The sequence below is a fragment of the Chloracidobacterium thermophilum B genome (assembly GCF_000226295.1).
GTDB classification, from domain to species: domain Bacteria; phylum Acidobacteriota; class Blastocatellia; order Chloracidobacteriales; family Chloracidobacteriaceae; genus Chloracidobacterium; species Chloracidobacterium thermophilum.
The window spans coordinates 1,568,166-1,588,972 of record NC_016024.1 but is presented as its reverse complement, the minus strand read 5'-3'; the positions used below and the strand labels follow the sequence as shown (position 1 = coordinate 1,588,972).

17 protein-coding genes are annotated in these 20,807 nt (G+C 61.5%); 13 read left to right on the top strand and 4 right to left on the bottom strand.

Annotation, left to right across the window (positions count from 1 at the left end; genetic code table 11):
* Nucleotides 1–85: 85 nt before the first annotated feature.
* Nucleotides 86–2,707, bottom strand: coding sequence for a SpoIIE family protein phosphatase (locus tag CABTHER_RS06560; protein WP_014099823.1), 2,622 nt, complete (start codon nucleotides 2,705–2,707; stop codon nucleotides 86–88).
* A gap of 242 nt (nucleotides 2,708–2,949) precedes the next feature.
* Here CABTHER_RS06560 and CABTHER_RS06555 point away from each other — a divergent pair, with 242 nt between their 5' ends.
* The 6 genes from CABTHER_RS06555 (at nucleotide 2,950) to CABTHER_RS06530 (ending at nucleotide 9,269) form a co-directional block, all read left to right on the top strand.
* Nucleotides 2,950–3,930, top strand: coding sequence for a VWA domain-containing protein (locus CABTHER_RS06555; protein ID WP_014099822.1), 981 nt, complete (start codon nucleotides 2,950–2,952; stop codon nucleotides 3,928–3,930).
* Nucleotides 3,931–4,025: 95 nt separating this feature from the next.
* Nucleotides 4,026–5,306, top strand: coding sequence for a S41 family peptidase (locus tag CABTHER_RS06550; protein WP_014099821.1), 1,281 nt, complete (start codon nucleotides 4,026–4,028; stop codon nucleotides 5,304–5,306).
* Nucleotides 5,307–5,376: 70 nt separating this feature from the next.
* Nucleotides 5,377–6,156 carry an FAD-binding domain-containing protein gene (locus CABTHER_RS06545; protein ID WP_014099820.1) on the top strand — a complete coding sequence of 260 codons (780 nt, stop codon included), beginning with the start codon at nucleotides 5,377–5,379 and terminating at the stop codon, nucleotides 6,154–6,156.
* Between the two features lie 91 nt (nucleotides 6,157–6,247).
* Nucleotides 6,248–7,261 (top strand): BMP family lipoprotein, encoded by a 1,014-nt coding sequence (locus CABTHER_RS06540; RefSeq protein WP_148264060.1) that lies wholly within the window; start codon nucleotides 6,248–6,250, stop codon nucleotides 7,259–7,261.
* 9 nt (nucleotides 7,262–7,270) lie between these two features.
* The gene (thiO, locus tag CABTHER_RS06535; protein ID WP_014099818.1) at nucleotides 7,271–8,425 is read left to right on the top strand and encodes a glycine oxidase ThiO; all 1,155 of its coding nucleotides are present in this window, start codon (nucleotides 7,271–7,273) and stop codon (nucleotides 8,423–8,425) included.
* A gap of 22 nt (nucleotides 8,426–8,447) precedes the next feature.
* Nucleotides 8,448–9,269 carry a purine-nucleoside phosphorylase gene (locus CABTHER_RS06530; RefSeq protein ID WP_014099817.1) on the top strand — a complete coding sequence of 274 codons (822 nt, stop codon included), beginning with the start codon at nucleotides 8,448–8,450 and terminating at the stop codon, nucleotides 9,267–9,269.
* A gap of 72 nt (nucleotides 9,270–9,341) precedes the next feature.
* Here CABTHER_RS06530 and CABTHER_RS06525 read toward each other — a convergent pair whose 3' ends face one another.
* Together CABTHER_RS06525 and CABTHER_RS06520 are read right to left on the bottom strand one after the other, a co-directional pair.
* The gene (locus CABTHER_RS06525) at nucleotides 9,342–10,043 is read right to left on the bottom strand and encodes a YggS family pyridoxal phosphate-dependent enzyme (protein ID WP_014099816.1); all 702 of its coding nucleotides are present in this window, start codon (nucleotides 10,041–10,043) and stop codon (nucleotides 9,342–9,344) included.
* Between the two features lie 56 nt (nucleotides 10,044–10,099).
* Nucleotides 10,100–10,450 carry a TraR/DksA family transcriptional regulator gene (locus tag CABTHER_RS06520; RefSeq protein ID WP_014099815.1) on the bottom strand — a complete coding sequence of 117 codons (351 nt, stop codon included), beginning with the start codon at nucleotides 10,448–10,450 and terminating at the stop codon, nucleotides 10,100–10,102.
* Between the two features lie 152 nt (nucleotides 10,451–10,602).
* On the opposite strand from CABTHER_RS06520, the gene ruvX reads away from it, so the two are divergent.
* From ruvX to CABTHER_RS06485, 7 genes are all read left to right on the top strand, one after another.
* Nucleotides 10,603–11,106 carry a Holliday junction resolvase RuvX gene (gene ruvX, locus CABTHER_RS06515; protein WP_187288346.1) on the top strand — a complete coding sequence of 168 codons (504 nt, stop codon included), beginning with the start codon at nucleotides 10,603–10,605 and terminating at the stop codon, nucleotides 11,104–11,106.
* A gap of 217 nt (nucleotides 11,107–11,323) precedes the next feature.
* The gene (locus CABTHER_RS06510; RefSeq protein WP_041569117.1) at nucleotides 11,324–14,098 is read left to right on the top strand and encodes a DUF7948 domain-containing protein; all 2,775 of its coding nucleotides are present in this window, start codon (nucleotides 11,324–11,326) and stop codon (nucleotides 14,096–14,098) included.
* A gap of 153 nt (nucleotides 14,099–14,251) precedes the next feature.
* The gene (locus CABTHER_RS15680) at nucleotides 14,252–14,917 is read left to right on the top strand and encodes an NfeD family protein (RefSeq protein ID WP_014099812.1); all 666 of its coding nucleotides are present in this window, start codon (nucleotides 14,252–14,254) and stop codon (nucleotides 14,915–14,917) included.
* A 16-nt stretch (nucleotides 14,918–14,933) separates the two neighbouring features.
* Nucleotides 14,934–16,541, top strand: a complete 1,608-nt coding sequence (locus tag CABTHER_RS06500) for a flotillin family protein (RefSeq protein ID WP_014099811.1) — start codon at nucleotides 14,934–14,936, stop codon at nucleotides 16,539–16,541.
* Nucleotides 16,538–17,227 (top strand): DUF7003 family protein, encoded by a 690-nt coding sequence (locus CABTHER_RS06495; RefSeq protein ID WP_014099810.1) that lies wholly within the window; start codon nucleotides 16,538–16,540, stop codon nucleotides 17,225–17,227. Before CABTHER_RS06500 ends, CABTHER_RS06495 begins: the two co-directional genes overlap by 4 nt.
* Before the next feature lie 3 nt (nucleotides 17,228–17,230).
* Nucleotides 17,231–17,815, top strand: coding sequence for a phosphatidylglycerophosphatase A family protein (locus CABTHER_RS06490; protein WP_014099809.1), 585 nt, complete (start codon nucleotides 17,231–17,233; stop codon nucleotides 17,813–17,815).
* 22 nt (nucleotides 17,816–17,837) lie between these two features.
* On the top strand, nucleotides 17,838–18,578 hold the full coding sequence (locus CABTHER_RS06485; RefSeq protein ID WP_014099808.1) for an ion transporter: 741 nt from the start codon (nucleotides 17,838–17,840) through the stop codon (nucleotides 18,576–18,578).
* A gap of 25 nt (nucleotides 18,579–18,603) precedes the next feature.
* On the opposite strand, the gene CABTHER_RS06480 is transcribed toward CABTHER_RS06485, so the two are convergent.
* Nucleotides 18,604–20,775 carry a tetratricopeptide repeat protein gene (locus CABTHER_RS06480; protein WP_014099807.1) on the bottom strand — a complete coding sequence of 724 codons (2,172 nt, stop codon included), beginning with the start codon at nucleotides 20,773–20,775 and terminating at the stop codon, nucleotides 18,604–18,606.
* Nucleotides 20,776–20,807 lie beyond the last annotated feature (32 nt).

The window sequence follows — 20,807 nt, the reverse complement described above, 5'->3', positions numbered from 1 at the left end:
CGGCCTGGTGCCACACCGGGATGCCATCACCGGGGAAGGTGTGGCTTCCGGCAACACCGGCCAACTGCACCGTCCCTAGCTGGTTTCAGGTGAAGTGGATGATGACCAGCGTAACGTCGTCTTCAGCGGTCAGTTCACCCAGAAATGTGCGTAGTGCGTTCAGGAGCGTCGTTTGCAGTTCTGCGGCAGAACAGTTGCCGTATTGGGCCAGAAGAGTTTCCAGACGTTCAAAGCCAAAAACTTCGCCGGCGGCATTGCGCGCCTCAATCAGTCCATCCGTGTAGAAGACGACCGTGTCGCCGGGGCGGTAGGTCACGCACCGCGTCGGGTAGTGGCTGTGGCGACGGACACCAAGCGGATACGCACCGTGTTCAAGGGCTTCCACGAGACCCGTGTCCGCGTGGTAGTGATAGGCTGGCGGGTGCCCGGCATTAGCCATGGCGATGGTTTGGGTTGCCGTGTCAATGACGCAATACGTCAAGGTCATGAGGTCCCGCCGGCTGCCCGAAACGGCAATGAGTTGGTTCATGGCCGCCATCACGGCTGAAGGGTCGGTGTCGCTGCGAACCTGGTTGTGCAACCCACCTTTGGCCAGCGCCATAAGCAACCCGGATGAAATCCCATGCCCGGCGACATCCCCAATAGCCACGGCCAGACGGTACATATCAAGCCGCAGGAAGTCATAGTAATCCCCGCCAACGTCGTTGGCCGGAAAGGAAACCCCAACCACGTCCAGTCCAGGCAACCTGGGTGGCGCTGAAGGGAGCAGCCGCTGCTGCATCTCGCGCGCAATTTCCAGTTCGCGGCGCAGGGTCGCTTCGGCGGTCAGCCGCCGGACGAGTTGGGCGTTGTCCAGCCGCAGCGCCACCGACTCAGCCACGGCCATCAGCAGCGCCTTGTCTTCGCTGGTGTAGGGTTCACCGGAGAGCTTCGGCCCCAGACTGAACACCCCCAGCAGGTTGTCGCCGGAGACCAAAGGGATGAGCAGGTGCGAGTCCAGACGGCGCAGCGTCGGATGTTTTCCATAGGGAATACCGTCCGTGGATTCCGGTTCGAGGTCAAACGGTTCCGGTTCACGGCGCAGTCTGGCAATCAGCGGTGAAGTCAGGGGAAAGGACAACTCCGACTCAACAATCCCGGAGGTGTTGAGGCCAAAGCGACAGGCAAAGCCACGCAACATCGGGGGAGTACCATTGGTGATGGTTTCGGCTGGACTCCCAAGCAGGCTGGGGTGCAGCAAAAAACCAATGGTTTTGACGTGCAGGGCGGCATCCACTGTGGCCGCCACGCGCCGGAGCATCTCTTCGATGTTCGTTGCCTGCCGGACTGAGGCCGCCAGGTCACTGAGCACCTGCTGGACCTGGTAGGCTTCACGGAAGAAGCGCCGATCGATGGTCTTCTGTAAGTGCGGGTTGATGGAGAGAGCCAGTCCGAGGAACGTGCCTCCGGTGGCCACCATCCAGAGGCTGAGGCTGAAAAATGTTGGCTGCTGTCCGACCAGTCGGTGCCCCCAGAGCACGAGGGGAAACACCAGGTAGCGTGCGAGGAAGTAAAACACCAGGCATTCGAGAACGATGACCCCACGCGAAACGAACAGATACCGCACGCCACTGCGCAGAATCTGCTGGACGCCGAGCACCCGGTGCCTGACGACGACATAGGCAAAGGAGAGGGGAAACAGCGGGAACAGGGCAATCGGCAGGACGTAGAGCCACGGGTAGTCTTCCGCGTTGAGCTTAAAGGTGTAGGTCGCCAGGATCAGCAGGAGCACCGGAATGACGCCCACGGCCGAGCCAACAGTAAACACCTTCAGGCGGCGGGCCTGCTCCGGCGTCTGGGTCCGGCGGCGGTCGAGGTACAGCCCGAATGGCGACGCCAACCCAATCCACAGCGTGATGATCCGGGCCGACAGGAGTTCGTTGACGAGCGGCACCGTGTGAAGCCAGTGCGTGGCTTCAAAGGAAGCGAGCCGCACAGTGAAGTTTGTGACACTCAGCAGACCGAGGAACAGCGTCACCCATCCGTAGCCCTGCTTCAGCCAGCGCGCCGGCTGGCTAAGCCGGGTGGGGGTGGGAAATTCCAGGAAAAAGCACAGGCAGAGGTAGCCAGCGGCGCTGCTCCCGATGGTCTGCAAAAGTCCGGCCGGAATGGAGACCCACGGCGGCAGGAGTGCCGACTGGGCACTGCCAAACAGGGTGCTGAGGGAGATGAAGAAAAGCCCCCCGAACCGGGCCGTGGCGTCTTCCCAGCGCAGCCAGCGCAGCCAGCACACGGCCAGACCGACGCCGGCGCATAATAGGACGATGAGCGCTGTCTCGATGGCAAAGAAAAACTCCAGCGAAAACCAACTGCCCGTTGGGGGAAGAAGCCTGACCTCGACGCGGTAAAACTGGCCGTCACGTTTTTTGACAAGCAGGGGAAGGACTTTGGTTTGTTCGGCCATCCGCCGCAAACAGGCGTAGTCGCTGAAGGCTTTCAGGGGACGGCCGTCCGGCTGAAAGATTTCGTCGCCGGGTTCAAGTCCGGCCTGCTGCGCAGCGCTTCCCTCCTCGACAAAGCGCACGACGGGTTGGGTTTCCTCCAGAACCAGGCCGGCTGACCAACTGCGCAATTCGGTCACGCCGGAAGCAAGGCGCACCACGACGTAGAAGCCAACCAAGACGGTCAACAACCACAGGGAAAGTAACGAAAGCGTACGGTGAGCCATGGCAAAAAGGTGTTGTGAGCGGCCACAGCCAAGGGTGTCAGGGATGCCTTGGCATCACTGGAGCCTGGTGGATGGCTATGCTGGCAGTGAGTGGAGCAGTTCGTCTTTCTTGCGCGTTGCTTGCGTACAATCTTACAATGAGATTCCCTGCCAAACGCCAAGGCGATGTCGGCGGCAGGTCGGTCGCCCCGGCGGGAACGCTCCCGGTGATGGCCCTTGCATCTGGAAGAGGTTCGGCGCTTATGCGAAGCCGGTTGTTCGTCATCACTTACGCCCTTTTGCTCATTCTGTTCGGGTTTTTCAGCGGGCTGGAAGGTCGCGCCCAGCAGCCGGCAGCCCCGCGCCCGGACGAGCCGCCAGTTGTCAAAACCACGACCAACCTGGTGACGCTCAACGTCAGTGTCACCGACCCGCAGGGACGCTTCGTGACCGGACTCGACGCCGAGCACTTTGAGGTGTACGAAGATAACGTCAAGCAGACCATCGAGTTCTTCAGTGACGAGGATGCGCCGGTTTCTATCGGCATTGTCTTCGACATGTCAGGCAGCATGCGCGGGCGGCTCAACCGTTCCAACATCGCCCTGCGCAAGTTTCTGGATGCTTGTCATGAGGAAGACGAGTTCTTTCTCGTTGGTTTCAATCACCAGGTCCGGCTGCTCGTGGACTACACGCCTAATCCCGAACGCATCAGCGGCGCGGTCATGCTGGCTGAAGCCAAGGGGCAGACGGCACTCTATGATGCCGTGTATATCGGAGTCGAAAAACTCAAGGAAGGCCGCCATGGCCGTCGGGCGCTGCTCATCATCAGCGACGGGCAGGACAACAGCAGCCGCTATACGTTCCGTGAGGTGCGCCAACTGGTACGCGAAGCCGATGTTCAGATTTATGCCATCGGGATTGCCACAGCCTTCAACGACACCTCTCTTGACCTGCAGGGGCGGGCCATTCTCGACGAAATCACGCGCCTGACCGGCGGACGGGCCTTTTTCCCCAACAGCCAGATGGAGTTACAGGAAATCATCACCCGCATTGCGATAGAGCTGCGCCATCAGTACGGCATTGGCTACACGCCGACCAACCTGGCGACGCTTCCGGTCGGACTCAAACCCAACGAGAAACAGCGGTGGCGCAAGCTCAAGGTCAAGCTCAACCCGCCCAAGGGGCTGCCGAACCTGACGGTCAATGCCCGCGAGGGGTATTATGCGACCTTTGCCACGGAATAAGCCTGCCGTGTTGTGGTTATTATGTACGCCGGTCGCCGGTTGCGGACTGGCTCCGTGTTGCCTTCTATCCGCCCAATCCTGCTGAGGCCTGCCCAATGTCGTTCAAAGCCAAACTCGTCCTCGTTGCTCTCTCCACGGCGCTTGCCCTGTATGCCGTCATTGGTGGTTTGCTGGCCCGGCGCACCAGTGCGGTCGCAAAGGGAAATCCCTACGTCCAGCTCAAAATCTTCAATGAAGTTGTCAAGCACATTGCCAACGATTACGTGGACGAGCCGGACATGGGCAAGGTGCGCATCGGTGCCCTGCGTGGTCTCGCCGAGGGGCTTGACCCCTATTGCGCCTACCTGTTGCCGGAGCAGGTGCAGCGTTTCAAACCGACAACCATGACGGCCGTGCCCTTCGGGATGGTCGTCTCCAAGTACGCTGGCTTTGGCTACGTCCTGGCCGTTGTCCCCGGCTCACCGGCTGCCCAGGCCGGGGTCAAAACCGGCGACATCATCGAGTATGTCAACACCGTGGCGACGCGCGATGTGAGCCTCTATGAAATCATGGAAATGCTGACGGGAGTGGCAGAAGGGGGTTCTATCGAGATTACGGTGCTGCGTTCCGGACGTACCAAGGGTGAGAAACTGACCCTGAAACCCGGCGCTTTTCAGTCTCCGGTGACATCGCGCCTGGAGGCCCCCGACACCGGCTATATCAAGGTTGGGCTGCTTGGGCGTGGCAAGGCAGAACAGGTCATGACGGCGGTGCGCCAACTGCAACAGCGCGGGGCGCAGAAACTTATTCTTGACCTGCGGGAGTCGGCGCATGGCGAACTGTCCGAAGCCGTTGCCCTGGCGAGTGTCTTTGTTCCGTCGGGTGTCGTAGCGCGAACCATCGGTGCTGGCAATACGGTCACAACGTTGGTTGCCAAGCCCGGCGCTGTGACCTTTGAGGGGAAACTTGTCGTGCTGACCGACCGTTCCACGGCCGGCCCGGCCGAGGTGGTGGCAGCGGCCATCCGGGACCATCAGCGCGGGGAAATCGTTGGCGAGAAAACCTTTGGTGCGGGGTCGGAACAGGCGTTGTTCCCCCTGCGCGATGGTTCGGCCCTGCTGTTGACCACCCAGCGCTACGCTCCGGCCACCGGAAAGTCGTTTATGGAAGAGCCGGTCAAGCCTTCCGTTGAGGTGAAGGTAGCCACCATCGAGCCGTCTGTGCCGGACGTGGACACTGAGGCCCCGGCTCCGACCGATCTGCCGGAGGACACCAAAAAGGTCCCGCCGCCCAGTGAGGATGTCATCCTCAAACGCGCTCTGGAAGTGCTCAAAGGCGAATCCAAACAGGCCCGCCAGCCGGCACGTCCCACGGTTGCGCTTCCGAAGGCTGCGTAAAGCGAACGGTCCACCTGTTCTGCCTGCTTGAGGTTGCTGGCGACGTTCAAGACCGGCAAGAGGTTGTACGATGAAGCTCGACACCACGCGGCGTTCGCGGGAGGCCATGCGGACGTACCTTGCCGCGGCCTTGGACGGTTGCTACATCGGCGAACCGACCATTTCACCTATCGAAGGCGGACGCACGGCGGCGGAACGCCAGCTCGCCGCCTTTGACGCCCGGCGCTATGCCTCACGCAATCATGTGACCCGCGGACATGTTTCGCGGCTGTCGCCCTACATTCGCCACGGCGTCCTGACCCTGCGGGAAGTGCGCGACGCCATCTTTGCCCGCTTTGGACGTTCCGGTGAAAGCATTTACAAATTCGTCTTTGAACTGGCCTGGCATCAGTTCTGGCAGGAAGTCTATGCCGCGCTGGGCGATGGCATTTACGCTGACATCGAGGACTACAAATTCTCACCGCCGGCCTGGGCAATGACCCTGCCGGAGGATGTGGCGCGCGCTGAAACCGGGCTGGTCTGCATGGATGAAACCCTGCGCGAGTTATACACGACCGGCTATCTGCACAATCACGCACGGATGTGGTTTGCAGCCTATCTGATTCACCACCGGAAGGTGCACTGGAGCGTTGGAGAGCGGCTCTTTTTTGCGCATCTGCTGGACGGCAATCCACCCCCGAACGCCCTGTCCTGGCAGTGGGTGGCCTCGACCTTCGCCAGCAAGCCCTACTACTTCAACCGCCAGAACATCGAGAAGTACACCGACGGGGTGTGGTGCCGGAAGTGCACTGCCGATTGTCCCTTCAACCGAACCTATGATGAACTGGCAGACATGCTCTTTGAACGGTGAGCGTGGGGTGCGCTGTCCTGACGCTGCCGTGAAGAGCCGGCCATCTGGTGAAGAGCCGGCCATCTGGTAACGTCGTCCTGATGAGGTCATGATGCAACGTGTGCGATGGAGCGTTCTGCTCCTGATAGCCCTGGTGTGGGGGGCCGCCCTGGGCTGTGGGCATGTCCCCCGTGATGAAGAAGGAAAACTGCGCGTGGGACTGGTCTTTGACATTGGCGGCAAGGATGACAAGTCCTTCAATGCCGCCGCCTGGGAAGGGGCCAAGCGCGCCAAACAGGAACTGCCGATTGTGTTGCGCCATGCCGAGCCGGGTGAACCGAACAATCTTGAACCCTGCATGCGCGCCTTTGCCGAACGGGGCTATGACCTCATCATCGGAATTGGCTTTGCACAGGGGCCCGTGTTGGCGACCGTGGCCAAAGAATACCCAAACCTGCACTTTGCCATTGTGGATTCGGTCGTGGACCTGCCCAACGTGGCCTCGCTGGTCTTCAAGGAACACGAAGGCAGTTTTCTTGTCGGGATGATGGCAGCCCGCGCCAGCCGTACTGGCAAGATCGGCTTTGTCGGCGGCATGGATATTCCCCTCATTCGCAAGTTTGCCACCGGCTACGAGGAAGGGGCGCGCTACGTCAACCCCAACATCGTCGTTCTCAAGAATTTCGTCGGCATTACCGATGCGGCCTGGAACAATCCGGGCAAGGGCAAGGAACTGGCCAAGGCTCAGTATGAAGCCGGCGCTGATGTCGTCTTTCAGGCGGCTGGCAACTCCGGCATCGGAGTTTTTGACGCCGCCGAGGAAAACCGCAAGCTGGCGATTGGCGTGGATGCCAACCAGAACTGGGTCAAACCGGGCTTCATCCTGACCAGCATGGTCAAGCGCGTGGATGTGGCGGTTTACACCATCATCAAGGAAACCCTCGAAAAACGCTTTCGTGGCGGTATCCACGCCTACGGTCTGGAAAATGAGGGCATTGCGTATGCTCTCGATGACTACAACCGGCCCCTGGTTTCCGAAGACACCCTGCGGGAGGTTGAAGCCGCACGGCAGAAGATCATCCGGGGTGAAATCCAGGTCACGGATTACATGGCCAACCTGAAATAACCAGCCCGCATGACACAGACCTGTGATGCCATTGTGATTGGCGGTGGGGTCATTGGCCTGGCCATTGCCCGTGCGTTGGCCAGGGACGGGCTGCGCGTCACGGTTTTTGAACGCAATGCCCGTCCGGGCGGCGAAGCGTCGTGGGCCGCAGCCGGGATGCTGGCGCCCCAGGCGGAAGCTGATGCGCCGGGGCCGTTGTTTGACCTGTGCCTGAAAAGCCGTTCCCTCTACACCGACTTTGCCGCTGCCCTCTGGGAGGAAACCCGGATTGACATCGAGCTGTGCCCGGCCGGTACCCTGCTGGTCGCGTCCCAGCCGGAGGATGTGGCCGCCCTGCACGCCAAACTCGACTGGCAGACGGCGGCTGGCTGCCACGCGGAATGGCTGTCGCCCTCTGATGTCCAGAATCTCGAACCACTGGTCAGAAGTCACGGCGCGCTCTACCTGCCGGACGACTGGCAGGTGGAAAACCGGCGTTTGACCCAGGCTCTCATTGCTGCTGTGGCAGCGGCCCAGGTTCCCATCCACTGCCATAGCGATGGACTGACGCTGTGCCTTGAGAAAGGGCGTGTGGTGGGCGTCGAAGTACGGGATGAACGCTGGTCCGCGCCGGTCGTCATCAATGCCGCCGGGAGTTGGGCGGCCCAGATGTCGGCAAACCTGCTGGGGCTGCCGGCGCGGGTGATACGTCCCATCCGTGGGCAGATGGTGGCGCTTCAGATGCCGGTATCCCTTCGATTGCGGCATGTCATCCGCACTTCCCAGGTATATCTCGTGCCACGGCGTGACCAGCGCCTCATCATTGGTGCCACGGTCGAGGATGTCGGCTACGAAAAGGCCGTCACGGCCGGGGGCGTCTGTTCCCTGCTGTCCGGGGCGCTGGCGACGGCACCGCCGTTGGCAGCGGCGTCACTCATCGAAACCTGGGCCGGATTGCGTCCGCTGGCGATAGACCACCTGCCCCTCATCGGGGAGACAGCGCTGGCCGGGCTGTGGTGTGCGACGGGGCACTATCGCAACGGCGTCCTGCTCACGCCCATCACGGCCGAGATTATCCGCTGCCTCGTACAGCAGCTTCCACCGCCCTGTGAGATGGCACCGTTTTCACCCAGACGGTTTTCTGCGTCGGCTATGGTATGTTCGGACGCCACGCCACCTGCCTGACTTCGACTGAGAAAAACCACACATGAAAGACACCTACGAAAAAGCCCTGGAAGCTGCCCAATTTCTTCAGTCAAAGCTGCCGGAAGTTCCCGAGATACTGGTTGTGCTCGGTTCCGGGTTGGGAGCTTTTGCTGACACGCTCGAACATCCCGTCCACGTGGATTACCGGCTGATTCCCCACCTTCCGACCTCGACGGTGGTGGGCCACTATGGGCGGCAGGTATGCGGTTACAGCGATGGCAAGTGTGTCGCCGCAATGCAGGGACGGTTTCATTTTTACGAAGGCTATACGCTCCAACAGGCGACATTTTACCTGCGTGTAGCCAAACTGCTCGGCATTGAAAAACTTATCCTGACCAATGCGGCCGGAGGCATTGACCCCAGCCTGGCGCCGGGGGACCTGATGCTCATCGAGGACCACATCAACCTCATGGCGGCTAATCCGCTTCAGGGGCTGAATGACGAACGTTTCGGGCCGCGCTTCCCGGACATGACCGAAGCCTACGATCCGTCCTATCGGGCCATAGCCCGCGAGGAGGCGGCGCGGCTGGGCATTCCGCTCAAGTCCGGGGTGTATGCCGCCCTGTTGGGGCCGAGTTACGAAACACCGGCCGAAATTCGGATGATTCGCGCTTTCGGCGCCCACGCGGTCGGCATGTCCACGGTTCCCGAAACCATCGTGGCGCGGCACATGGGAATGCGGGTGCTGGGGATTTCCTGCATCACGAACCTGGCCGCCGGTGTCCTTGAAAGGCCCATCAATCACGATGATGTGCTTGAAGTGGGCAAGCAGGTTGCCGCCCACTTCACCCAACTGCTGCACGCTGTTATCCGGCGGATGTAACCGGTGTGGTGCTCTCCGGTGTGGGCTGCCGGGCAGAAAGCCGCCGGGGGCAGGGAAACTACGGAGGGAAACTCAGCGGTCGCCAAAAATGGCCGTCCCAACCCGGATGAGGGTGGCTCCTTCCTCAACGGCCACCTCGAAGTCGTGGCTCATTCCCATGGAAAGTTCCGGGAGGTCATCGGAAGGGAATGCGGCTTGCAAAGCGTCGCGCAGTTCCCGCAGGTGGCGAAAGTAGGGACGGACGGCTTCCGGGTCCGGGCAAAACGGAGGAATGGTCATCAATCCACATACCCGCAGGTTGGGCAGAGCACGGACGGCGGCATACAGCGCCGGCAAAGCCGTCGGAGCGACGCCGGATTTTGTCGCCTCGTCTCCGAGCTTGACCTGAAGCAGCACCGGTTGCGTTTTCTGTCGCTCCTGCGCCAGACGGTCCAGCCGTTGCGCCAGGGCCGGTGAATCCACAGTGTGAATGAGGTGGAAGTGCTCCACGGCCGGTTTGGCCTTGTTGCTTTGCAGGTGGCCGATGAGGTGCCAGCGGAGTTGCGGCGGCGCGTGGGGGATTTTCGTCAGGGCTTCCTGAACGCGGTTTTCCCCAAAGTCGTGAAGTCCACAGGCGGCAGCGGCGGCAATGGCGTCCAGCGGTTTGGTTTTCGAGACGGCGATGAGCGTCACCTGGTCAGGGCTTCGCCCGGCCCGCCGGCAGGCATCGGCCAGGCGTTCCCGAACCCTGGCAATGTTTTCAGCAATTGTTGACCGGGAAGCCTCGTGGCTCATAGGGTTGACGAACGATCCACGGAAACAACGCGCACCACGGAAACAACGCACACGGCCTATTCACTGACCAGCCCGCGCTCGATTTTTTCCTGATAGGCGGCGGTGTAGCGCGCCCAGGGAATGGCCTCCAGGCGTTTGCGCGGGATTTCTTCGCCCGAACCCTGGCAGATGCCGTAAGTGCCGTCGGCAATGCGTTCGAGGGCGTCTTCCACATCCTGGAGAAGTTGGCGATACTGCTCCGCCTGGCGCGCGGCCAGTTCACGGTTGGCATAGGTTACAGCGGCGTCAAGCGGGTCCTTGACCTCCTCGCTGCTTTCATCCTGGGGCGTCAGGTTGAGCGCCAGTTGCAGCTCACGACGCTTCTGTAGAAGTTTTTCCCGCTGCTGGGACAGAAAGTCCGCGTCCATTGGCAGTTTGCTCCTTGTGTCAGGAATCAAAGCTTTCGGGAAAGCTTTTTTGGACGCGCAAGCCTAGTGAGGCCGCCGGCGAGTGTCAATTTATGTCAGAATCAGCCACCGAAGCGAAAACCGCTTCCGACTGTCTTCCGGTGAGACCCGCCATGCCTGCGGATAGCCTGCCGACCGGCCCGGCCGGTTCGTCGGATGTATCTTCTAATGAAGAACGTGTGCCGGGGCTGCCTCCCTCGCAGCGGACGCTGGCGGTGGACTGGGGCGGGAAGCGCACCGGACTGGCGGTGTGTGACGAACTGGGGCTGCTCGTACGCCCACTGGCCGTCTGGCCGACCGGCTCGCGAAAGTCACTCGTGGCGCGCGTGGCGGCGCTGATCACGAAAGAACAGATTGTGCGCTGCGTGGTTGGGCTGTCCCGCCGGCTGGACGGCTCGGACAACCAGGCCACGGCGCAGATTCTGGCTTTTGTCGAAGCCCTGCGCCGGGCGACGCCGGTCGAGGTCATCACCTGGAACGAGCGACTCACCTCCGTGGCTGCTGAAGACTGGCTGCGCGAGCAGGGGATTCCACGGGAGCGGTGGAAGTCCCGGCAGGATGCCATTGCCGCTGCCATCCTGCTGGAAGACTTTCTATCTGCCCGCGCCCACCGTTAGCCGGTCACGCCCGTCAGCCAGCCCGGAAAGCCATCCGGCTGTCGTCCGGTGGCGTGGCTTCTTACCTGAAAGACTGGAATTTGCCACTGTGCAGGGGGGAGCATGAACTGTGGCATAGCCGCTTCTAAACCACTATCTCTTCACAGCCCCGCCCGATGACCGCCGAAAGGCGGTTCGCTGGCATTCCACCATTTCAGAAGGATATCAGGTGACAGCCATGAAACATTTACGCCTCTCCCCCCTGCGTCGGTGGCTGGCCGTAGCAACAGCTCCACTTATCGCCTTCACCTGTGTGCCGTTGGTCGCCCGTGCCGACCGCGATGCGCCCCGTCCGTCCCGGCCCGTGCTGAAACGAACCGGGCCGGTGGCACCTTCCGCTCCGGCGGCGGCCCCGTCCCGGAGTAGACGCCTGCTGTTTGAGGAAAATCTGGGCCAGCACGCCGGCCCGGTGCGTTACAAGATGTTTGGCGGATCGGTCTTTCTGACCGACCGCGCCGAAGCCTGCATGCTTGTCGAAGCCGGGCGCGAGCCGCTATGGCGGCCGACCGGCAAAGCGGCCGAAAACCCACGCTGGAAGACCCTGCCGGCATCGCGTCCGGTGTACCGCGCGCTGCGGATGCAGCCGGTTGAGCGTGAAACCGGCCGGCCCGTGCCGCCGGCAGCTTCCGAAGGACTAACCCGCAGTCCCATTGCACTGTCGTACTGCAAGGGCGACCGCTCACAGTGGCGCAGCCGCGTGCCGCTCTACCGCGAGGTGGTCTATCATCAGGTCTATCCCGGCATAGGCCTTGTCTATTACCCGAAAGATGAACGGCTGACCTACGACTTCCGGGTGGCGCCCGGCGCCGATCCCAGCGCCATTCGTCTGCATTTCGAGGGCGCGGACCGGCTGGCCCTGGATTCGGAAGGCAATCTCCAGTGTCTGGTCGGACAGCAGACGGTGGTGATGCAGAAGCCGACGCTTTACCAGGAAGTTGCCGGGGAGCGCCGGATCGTGCCGGGGCGTTTCGCCCTGACCGGCAACGACGTGGCGTTTGAAGTCGGGGCCTATGACCGGAATCTGGCGCTGGTCATTGACCCGGTGCTGCCGTTTTACTCGACGTACTTCGGCGGCAATCAGGATGAGGAAGCCGTCGGCGTCGCCGTCGGGCGCATCTACAACCGGAATGCGCTCACAGCAGGAACCGTCTTTTCATCGCAGGATACCATTCCGGTGTTCATTGCCGGCACGACCCACAGTACATCGTTTCCGGTGCCGGTAGGTTCCGGCCCTAACGCCAATAATCCGATCACCGTCCCGGATGTGGACATCTTCGTGGCGCGATTCGAGTTCCGCGCTGATGGGACCGTGCCGACCAACATTCCCGATGTCGGCCCGGCGAGACGTTTTGCCCCCTGGGATGCCTTTACCAACGGGGGTGAGCCGGACTTCACCTACGACGATCGTGGCGCTGAGCGCGGCTTGGCCGCCGTCGTCATTTACGGTGGAAGCGGCGATGATGTGTGTACCGGCGTCAGCATCAATGCCAGCCAGAATGCTGTGGAAGATGTCGGTGGAGTGTATTGGCGTCCGGCAACCGGCCCCGTGCTCGTCGGGTACACCACCAGTACGAACTTCCCCACTGGCAGGTTAGGATTGGGGAGCGGCTCTGCGACGACATTTCAATCCACCTTCGGCGGGGGATTCACGGATGCCTTTGCGATGTTGCTGCCCTTCTGCCTCGATCTGTCAGCCAACAACATCACCAGTACCCCCACTTCCCCGCTTGCTTACAGCACTTACCTTGGCGGTTCTGGCAATGACCTCGCCTGGGCCTGCACAGCCCAACAGGGAATGGGCACAGGCGCACTTCGGTTCGCTCTGGGCGGGGAAACCGACGGCAACCTCCCGACCGGAAGCGCTTCCGGCTCCCCATTTGACAGTACCTATGGCGGTGGTGATGCCGATGGTTTCCTAGCGCACTTCGATCCAACACAAAACACGTCGGCTGCCCAGCGGCGCTATATCACCTACTTTGGTGGTAATGGCTACGATACCGTCACAGGCATTTCCTACTTTGTTACTGGCCCACGCATTGGTGTCACTGGCGTCACGGGGTCAGACCCGGAGACAAGCTTCATTGATTCGGGTAGCAACCCCATAACCAGCACCGTCAGTGGTGGAACACGCAACGGCAGTTTTGATGCCTTTGTGGCCATGTTCAACGGCAATACAGGTCCCTCGCGGGAGTTTTCCATGTACCTCGGGGGGGACAACGACGACTGGGGCATGGGGATTCGTGCCCGGCGGCGGGTTGTCAGCGGCAGTGGGCGGTATGTCGTCCACGTTGCCGGTCTGACCGATTCGACCACCACCGGCTTTGGTGTTCCCTCGTCTGGACAGCTATCGAAAGCCAACAAGGGCGGGATTGATGCCTTTGTCACCCAGATAAGGTGGGATGAATCCTTGTCTGGCTTACGCACCGTACAGTATTTCGGCTACCTTGGAACCACCGGGGATGACGAAGCCTACGCGCTGGCCACCAGTGAGCAGCCCGGGCCGGGCAACTCGATAGTCTATGTCGGTGGCATTTCCGAAGGGACCGCGGCCTTTACGCCGGTGGGTATCGGCTCCGGCTTGCCCAACTTTGCCAACGATTTGCTTTACCCGGCATCTGGCTCGACGATACCGGTCAGCCGTGGTTTTCTGGCCCGGATTTCGGCTGTCAATGAAGGCGGTACAAACCTGCCGGCGACCCTTCAGAACCTCGTCAATGTTGGCGGGCGCACCTTTGCCACCGGCGCGCAGCCGATCCAGCGGGTTCTCAGTATTGCGTCTTATTTGCCTGTTGCTGGTGTGCTGTTTTTCACCGGCTCGACCAATGCCAACAATGTCCTGCCCACCACCTCGGACATACCACCAGCGCCCTACGACGTGTTTCAGAACACCCGGGCCAACAACACAAGTGACCGCAAGGACGCCTATCTGGGTTCGGTGCGGCTGACGCCCTAGTGTGGCGTTTCCGGTAACAGCCAGTTCTGACTTGCCTGACCGCCAGGGAATTCCTCCCTAGCGGTTTTGTTGCTTGCCAGAGATGATGTGGAACTACTACTGTTATGTCCCTAACGTTTTTTCCAGTCCGGCTTTTCACAGTGGAGTATCGCCATGTCCGGCCTTTTCTCTGGCTCAAACCTGGAAATGTTCTGCTGGGGCCTGGCGCTGTTTTCAACAACGCTGCTGGTGCTCAAGCTGACCGTCGGGACGCTTCTCGATGGTCTCGACGGCCATCTGGACGGCCACTTGGCAATCTTTGGTGCTGATGACCCTTCCGGCGCTGGCGGCGGCCTCAAGGCGATCCTGGTTGGACTGATGGTGATGGGCTGGAGTGGCGTGATCTGCTTCCAACTCACCCGCCTGTCGCCGCTGATGGTGCTTGTCACCGCGCTCAGCGCTGGGGTGATGACGTTCACCTCAGCCGTGTGGCTGCTGCGCCGGGTCCGCCATCTGGAATCCGACGGAACGCTGCAACCGGCTAACGCCATTGGCCGGTTTGGGACGGTCTATCTCACGATTCCCGCCCAAGGAAGTGGCACCGGGCAGATTCAGATTGAAATCCAGGGACGCCTGGCCACCTTGGAAGCCATCACCGACGGCCCGGCGATTCCCACCGGGACAAGGGTTTTTGTGATTGATACCGGTCAGGGGGTGCTTCGGGTTTTGCCGGAGCAGGCGCTTGACCCCCTGCCGGAAACTGGCGCTCACCCATCCGCTTCAGATGTGCCGGTGGCTTCCAACCGGGCTTCCAACTCCGTAACCACTTCATCCACCTGAAAGGAGAGGTAACGCTATGCCGGGCATCGGTGGTATGAGCAGCGCCCTGTTGGGCATCATCCTCGTGTCGGTTGTCGCCCTGCTCATTCTTCTGTTCATCATTGTCAGTCAGTACAAACGCTGTCCCTCGAACCGCATCCTGGTCATTTACGGTAAGGTTGGCGGCGGGCGCAGCGCGCGCTGCATTCACGGCGGCGGGGCCTTCGTCATCCCGATTATTCAGGACTACCAGTTCCTGAGCCTGCAGCCGATGCCGATCGAGATCAACCTCACGGGGGCGCTCTCGAAGCAGAATATCCGCGTCAATGTGCCGAGCACCTTCACCGTGGCCATTTCGACTGACCCACGGATTATGAACAACGCCGCCGAGCGGCTTCTGGGACTGGACGAGCGCCAAATCAAGGAACAGGCGCAGGAAATCATCCTGGGGCAGTTGCGGCTGGTCATTGCGACGCTGACGATTGAGGAAATCAACCGCGACCGCGAAGTGTTTCTCCAGCAGGTGAACAAAAACGTCGCCGCCGAACTGCACAAGCTGGGGCTGGAGCTGCTCAACGTCAACGTCCGCGACATTACGGATGCATCCGGTTACATCGAGGCGATTGGCAAGAAATCGGCTGCCGAAGCCATTAACAAGGCGCGCGTCGAAGTCGCCGAGCAGGAACGCTTTGGGGCTGTAGGTGAGGCCAAGGCCGTCCGTGAACGTACGGTGCAGGTAGCACTTGAAGCCACCGAAACCGAAAAGGGGAAAAAAGAAGCTGAGCGGGAAATGCGCATCGCCACTTCCCAACTGGAGGCCGAAGCCGCCATTTCCGAAGCCCAGGCCAACCGCAAGAAAACCATTGAGATTGCGGCCGAGCGGGCCGAAGCCGAAGTCGGTCTCAAACGCGCCGAGGCACAGCAACGCATCTCGGTTGCCGAGTTGGAAGCCGAAACGGCCGCGAAGGAGAACGCTTCACGGGCAGCGGTGATTGAGTCCAATGCCACTTTGGCCGAGCGCGAAGCCGTGGCACGGCAGCGGGCGGAAGTTGCCAAAGCCAATGCCGAGCGGGAAATCCTCATTGCGCAGCGCCAGCGCGAGACCGCCTTGCTGGAAAAAGAAGAACTCGTCCGCCAGGAAATCGAAAAACTCAAGCGGCAGGTGGATGCCGACGCCGAAGCCGAACGCATCCGGCGCGTTGCACAAGGCGAAGCCGACGCCATTCTGCTCAAGTACAAGGCGGATGCCGACGGTCTGAAGCAGCTCCTGCTTGCCAAGGCCGAGGGCTACCACAACATCATCCGCGCCTGCGGCAACGATCCCAACACGGCCGCCAAGCTGCTGCTGCTTGAAAAACTCGAAACCATTGTGGACAAGCAGGTCGAGGCCATTTCCAATCTCAAGATTGACAAGATCACCGTCTGGGATGGCGGCAACGGCGATGGCAGCGCCACTTCCCAGTTCATCCGCAACTTTGTTTCGGCGCTGCCGCCACTCCAGGAAATTGCCCGGCAGGCTGGTATGGAGTTGCCGGCCTACCTTGGCTCGCTGGTGGAGTCAGCGACAAACGGCACGACTGAAAAAGCCCTGCCACGTCCGGCAGTGACACCGGCCGCGAAGCCACCGGCGACGAAAGAAGGGTGACGACACAAGCCATTCTCGACCAACTCGATGCCTGCGCCGAACGCCTGGCCTTTCCAATGCTGGATGCGCCGGGCTTCTGGCTGGCGGCCGTCCGGCTGCATGCCTACCGGGACGAAGCCCGCTGGGCATTGCTCATTGAAACCCTGGGCTGTCACGAGTTCGGCGCCGGGCACAAAGCCATTGACAACTGCCTGCACGTCTATGGCAACGGCCTGCACCGGCCGCCGGGCGTTCTGGCAGAGGACTACCTGTTTCCCACGGCCGATGGTGACGAAGGGCCGACCTTCGATGACCGGCAGTATGTCCGCCGGACGGCGCGCACTGTACGCATCCGGGGACGGTCAGTGCCGTTGCCGGATCAGTCGCCGCTCTATGATCTGGAGGGCCGTCCGCTTGCCTACGGCCGGCAGTGGCGGGATTACGAGCTGTTGCGCTGGCTGGTTGCTGAGCACCGCGCTGACCTGCTCTCCACTGAAGCCGAACGGCGAGCGCGGGTGCCAGCCGAACTACCGCAAGTGCTGACACTCGATGCCTGGCACCATCCCGATCTGGGCAGTGAAGTCCTGCCCAGTGCCTCCGAAACGTTTTGTCAGCTTGCTGAGGTGCTGGCCACCGGGGATGTCACCCGCTATCGTCCAATGCAGCCGCCCAATACCCACTGGTCATGTTGGCCGGCCGGAGTGTGACCTGTGCCGTTGACCAAGGCTGTTGTCCAGGATCGTCCGCGTATCCCGCCTCAAACGCCCGGCGACTATGTGGCCCTGGTGTGGGCCACGGGGTTGTTTTCCGGGTTTTCACCGATGGCGCCCGGAACGGCCGGCTCGGCTGTAATGGCAGCGCTCTACTATGCCGGCGGCAGGCTGGGATGGTTTCAGCCCTTCGCCCTGGACACTCTGGTGTGGCTCCTGCTGGTTGCCGTGGTCGTCAGTTATTCCGGGGTGTGGGCGGCCGAACGCGCCGAGCATTTTTTCGGGGCCAAGGACCCAAATGAAGTCGTGGTGGATGAGTTTGCCGGACAGATCATCACCTATCTTTTTCTGCCGCTTGTCCCGCAACTGGCCGGCCGGGTGTGGGCTTTTGAGCTGTGGACGCTAGGTGGATTTCTGCTTTTTCGTCTGTTCGATGTCATCAAACCCTATCCGGCCAGCCGGTTTGAAGCCCTGCGGGGCGGGTTGGGCATTATGGCCGACGACATCGTAGCCGGCATTCAGGCCGGGCTGGTGCTGCTGCTGTGCGCCAAAGGAATGGCACTCTGGCTCGGCGCTGCCGGTTGAGTGGCTGCTTTCTGAAAAAACCATGGCCAAACAGAGTGAAGAACCGCACTTGGGACGCTGGGAGTTATTCATCCAGGCGGTCATCCTGTTGTCGCTGGTGGATTTTGCCCTTGAAACCCTCCCCAGTCTGAGTCCGACCCAGCGCCGCCTGCTGGAGTGGTTTGAGGTGTTCTCGGTGGCGGTGTTTACGGTGGAATATGTCGTCCGCGCCGTCGGGTCGCGCCCGGCGGTCAAGTACCTGCTGAGTTTTTACGGTATTGTGGATTTGGTCGCGATTCTGCCCTTCTACCTGGGGTTGGTCGTGGATTTGCGCGCCCTGCGCGCGCTGCGTTTCCTGCGGCTGCTGCGGATTCTCAAGCTCACGCGCTACAGCCAAGCGTGGCGACGCTTCCACCGGGCACTGATCATTTCCCGCGAAGAACTGATTTTGTTTGCGGCCACGGCCTTGATTCTGATTTACCTGGCGGCGGTGGGGATTTACTACTTCGAGCATGAGGCGCAGCCCGAAGTTTTTGCCTCGATGTTCGACGGTTTGTGGTGGGCGGTGGCCACCCTGACCACAGTGGGCTATGGCGACAGCTATCCCATTACGGCCGGCGGGCGGTTTTTTACCTTTGTCATTCTGGTCATCGGTCTGGGGATCGTCGCCCTGCCCTCCGGCATTGTGGCCTCGGCACTTTCCAAAGCCCGCGCCGAAGAGGATGAAGCCGCCCGATGCGGAAAAACCGGCGACCCATGGACAGATGAAACTGATGCGGACTGACTGGCTGCGGCCAACCGGGAAAGCATCAGCGGGCTGCTGCCTGCGGCTGCCAGGCGCGTGCCTGGGACAGCACTTCGGCAAGGCGTTCCCGCACACCGGCCGCCTTTGACCCGGCGGCCGCTTCTGCATCCCGAAGACGCGCCTGGACGGTAGCCTGTACAACCGGGCTGGCGCCAGCCGCGCGAAAGTGCGTTTCGGCCTGTAAGCAGGCGGCAAAGACGAGTTCCGTGGGCGCGCTCTGGCGGGCCATGAACAGCGCGTACTCAAACCAGGCCGCTCCCTGTGCCAGGTCTTCCTGGCTCTCAGCGGCCAACTGAAGTGCCGCGTGATGTTCGGCCGCGGCCATATCCAACTGGTTACGGCCGGCATACAGGCCGGCCCGCCGGGTTGCGGCCGTGCTTGCCAGTCCGGGGAAGCCTTTGGCAGGGGCTGTTTCCCGTACCTGGGTGTAGAGACGTTCTGCGTCGGCGGTGCGACCGGCCGCCGCCTGGCTGTCGCCGAGTTTGAGCGTCCATTCAAGCCGCTGGCGGTCATCGGCCGCTGGCGCACGCAGCGCCTGTTCGTAGGCCCGGATGGCATCCGGTACGCGGTTGGCGCGCATGTAGGCGTCGCCAAGGTTGGCCCAGGCCATGGTCTGTCCCTCCGGGTCAAGCTGCACGGCCCGTTCCCAGGCGGCAATTCCGGTTTCGTCCTGTCCACGCCGCGCCGCCAGTGTCCCCAGGTTGACCAGCGCCCGGACATCGTTGGGCAGATGTTCGTGGAACGCCTGATAGTGCCGGTATGCTGCATCGTATTCGCCCTGTTCGATGAGCATCTGTCCGAGCATGGCCTGACTGTCAGCATCGTAGGGATTGATGGCGATGGCGCGTTCCAGAGCTTCACGGGCGCGCAGACGGTCGCCTTCAGCCAGCGCCAGCCGGGCCAGCCGCGCTGCTACGAGGGCATCGTTTGGATTGAGCTTCAGCGCCTGATTGAGAGCCGCCGCATCGGTGACGCGCCCCCCCAGGACGAATTTGACCACATCCAGGCCGGCCAGAAGTACCAGCCCAACCACTGCGCCGGTCAGGGCGAAACGTCGCCACCCCGGACTGAAACGTCCGCTTCCGGCCACATCGGCACTTGGGTGCTGTGTCTGGTCCTGCACGAGAACGGCGGCAATCCGTGGTTCGCGGGGTTTCCACACCGCGCCGTCCAGAATGAAATGGTGGATGTTGATAAGGGCCGTGAAGGCCAGGAAGCTGGTGGTGAAGTCCAGACCAAACCACAGGCTGGCCGCCCAAGGGCCAGGAATGAACAGGGCAATGCCGACGGCAAAGAGGACGGCGGCATAACGCCAGGGCTGCCACTGCGGGCCCTGTTCCCGGCGCGCATAATAGGAGGTAATCCAGAGGTACTGAGCCGAATGCAGCAGCGCCAGCATGCCGGAGCTGTAGCGTGCTTGGAAGAGAGGCTCTCCTGAGAGCGTATTGATGGCAGCCGGGGTAAACCACATCGCTTGGGTGGCCAGCATGGCAAATGTGGGGCCTGTCACTGACCACGGGTGCTGGCGGAGCAACCTTCGTCCGATAACGAAAGTTATGGCGAGAAAGGAGGCGCCTAACACAACAATTGCCATCTTGACCGCCGCTGGCGGCAGCCCGGCTGACAACAGCAACGGATCGGCCGAAGGGCCGCTGTTGAAAGCCAGCAGCAACATGACGTAGGGCAGGACAAAGGCCGCCCACAGCCAGCGTGTGGTGGGCCGGTCCAGCGCTGTCAGTCCACGGCGGCGGGCAAACATCAGGGCAATCCCATAGTTCTGCCCCGTGTAGTGCCACGGACTCCAGAACACATAGAGCGTGAACACCCAGGCCAGCAGCGGTGGATGCGCATGCACGAGGAGCAAACCGGCCAGGGTCAGCAGCCCGGACCACACCAGCACCTGCCAATAACGCTGCCGGTCAGCCGGTTGGGCGCAGGCGCGATACCACGTCGCCGCATAGTGTGGGTAGTTACACACCAGCGCCAAGGCATAAAAAGCCGTGGCGAAGCCGCCGGCAAAGTATGGCTCGACCCAGTAGGTGATCAGCAGCAGCGGCAGCGACCACAGTCCGCAGCCGATGATGAGGTCGGTTGGTGCGCCGTAGAGCCAGCGGCGGGAAGCCGCAGCCGTTGTCCGGGTCTCCAGAGTTTGTTCCGTGGCAGAGATCGTGGTCATGGCGGTCAGACTTCAAACCGATACGGGATGGA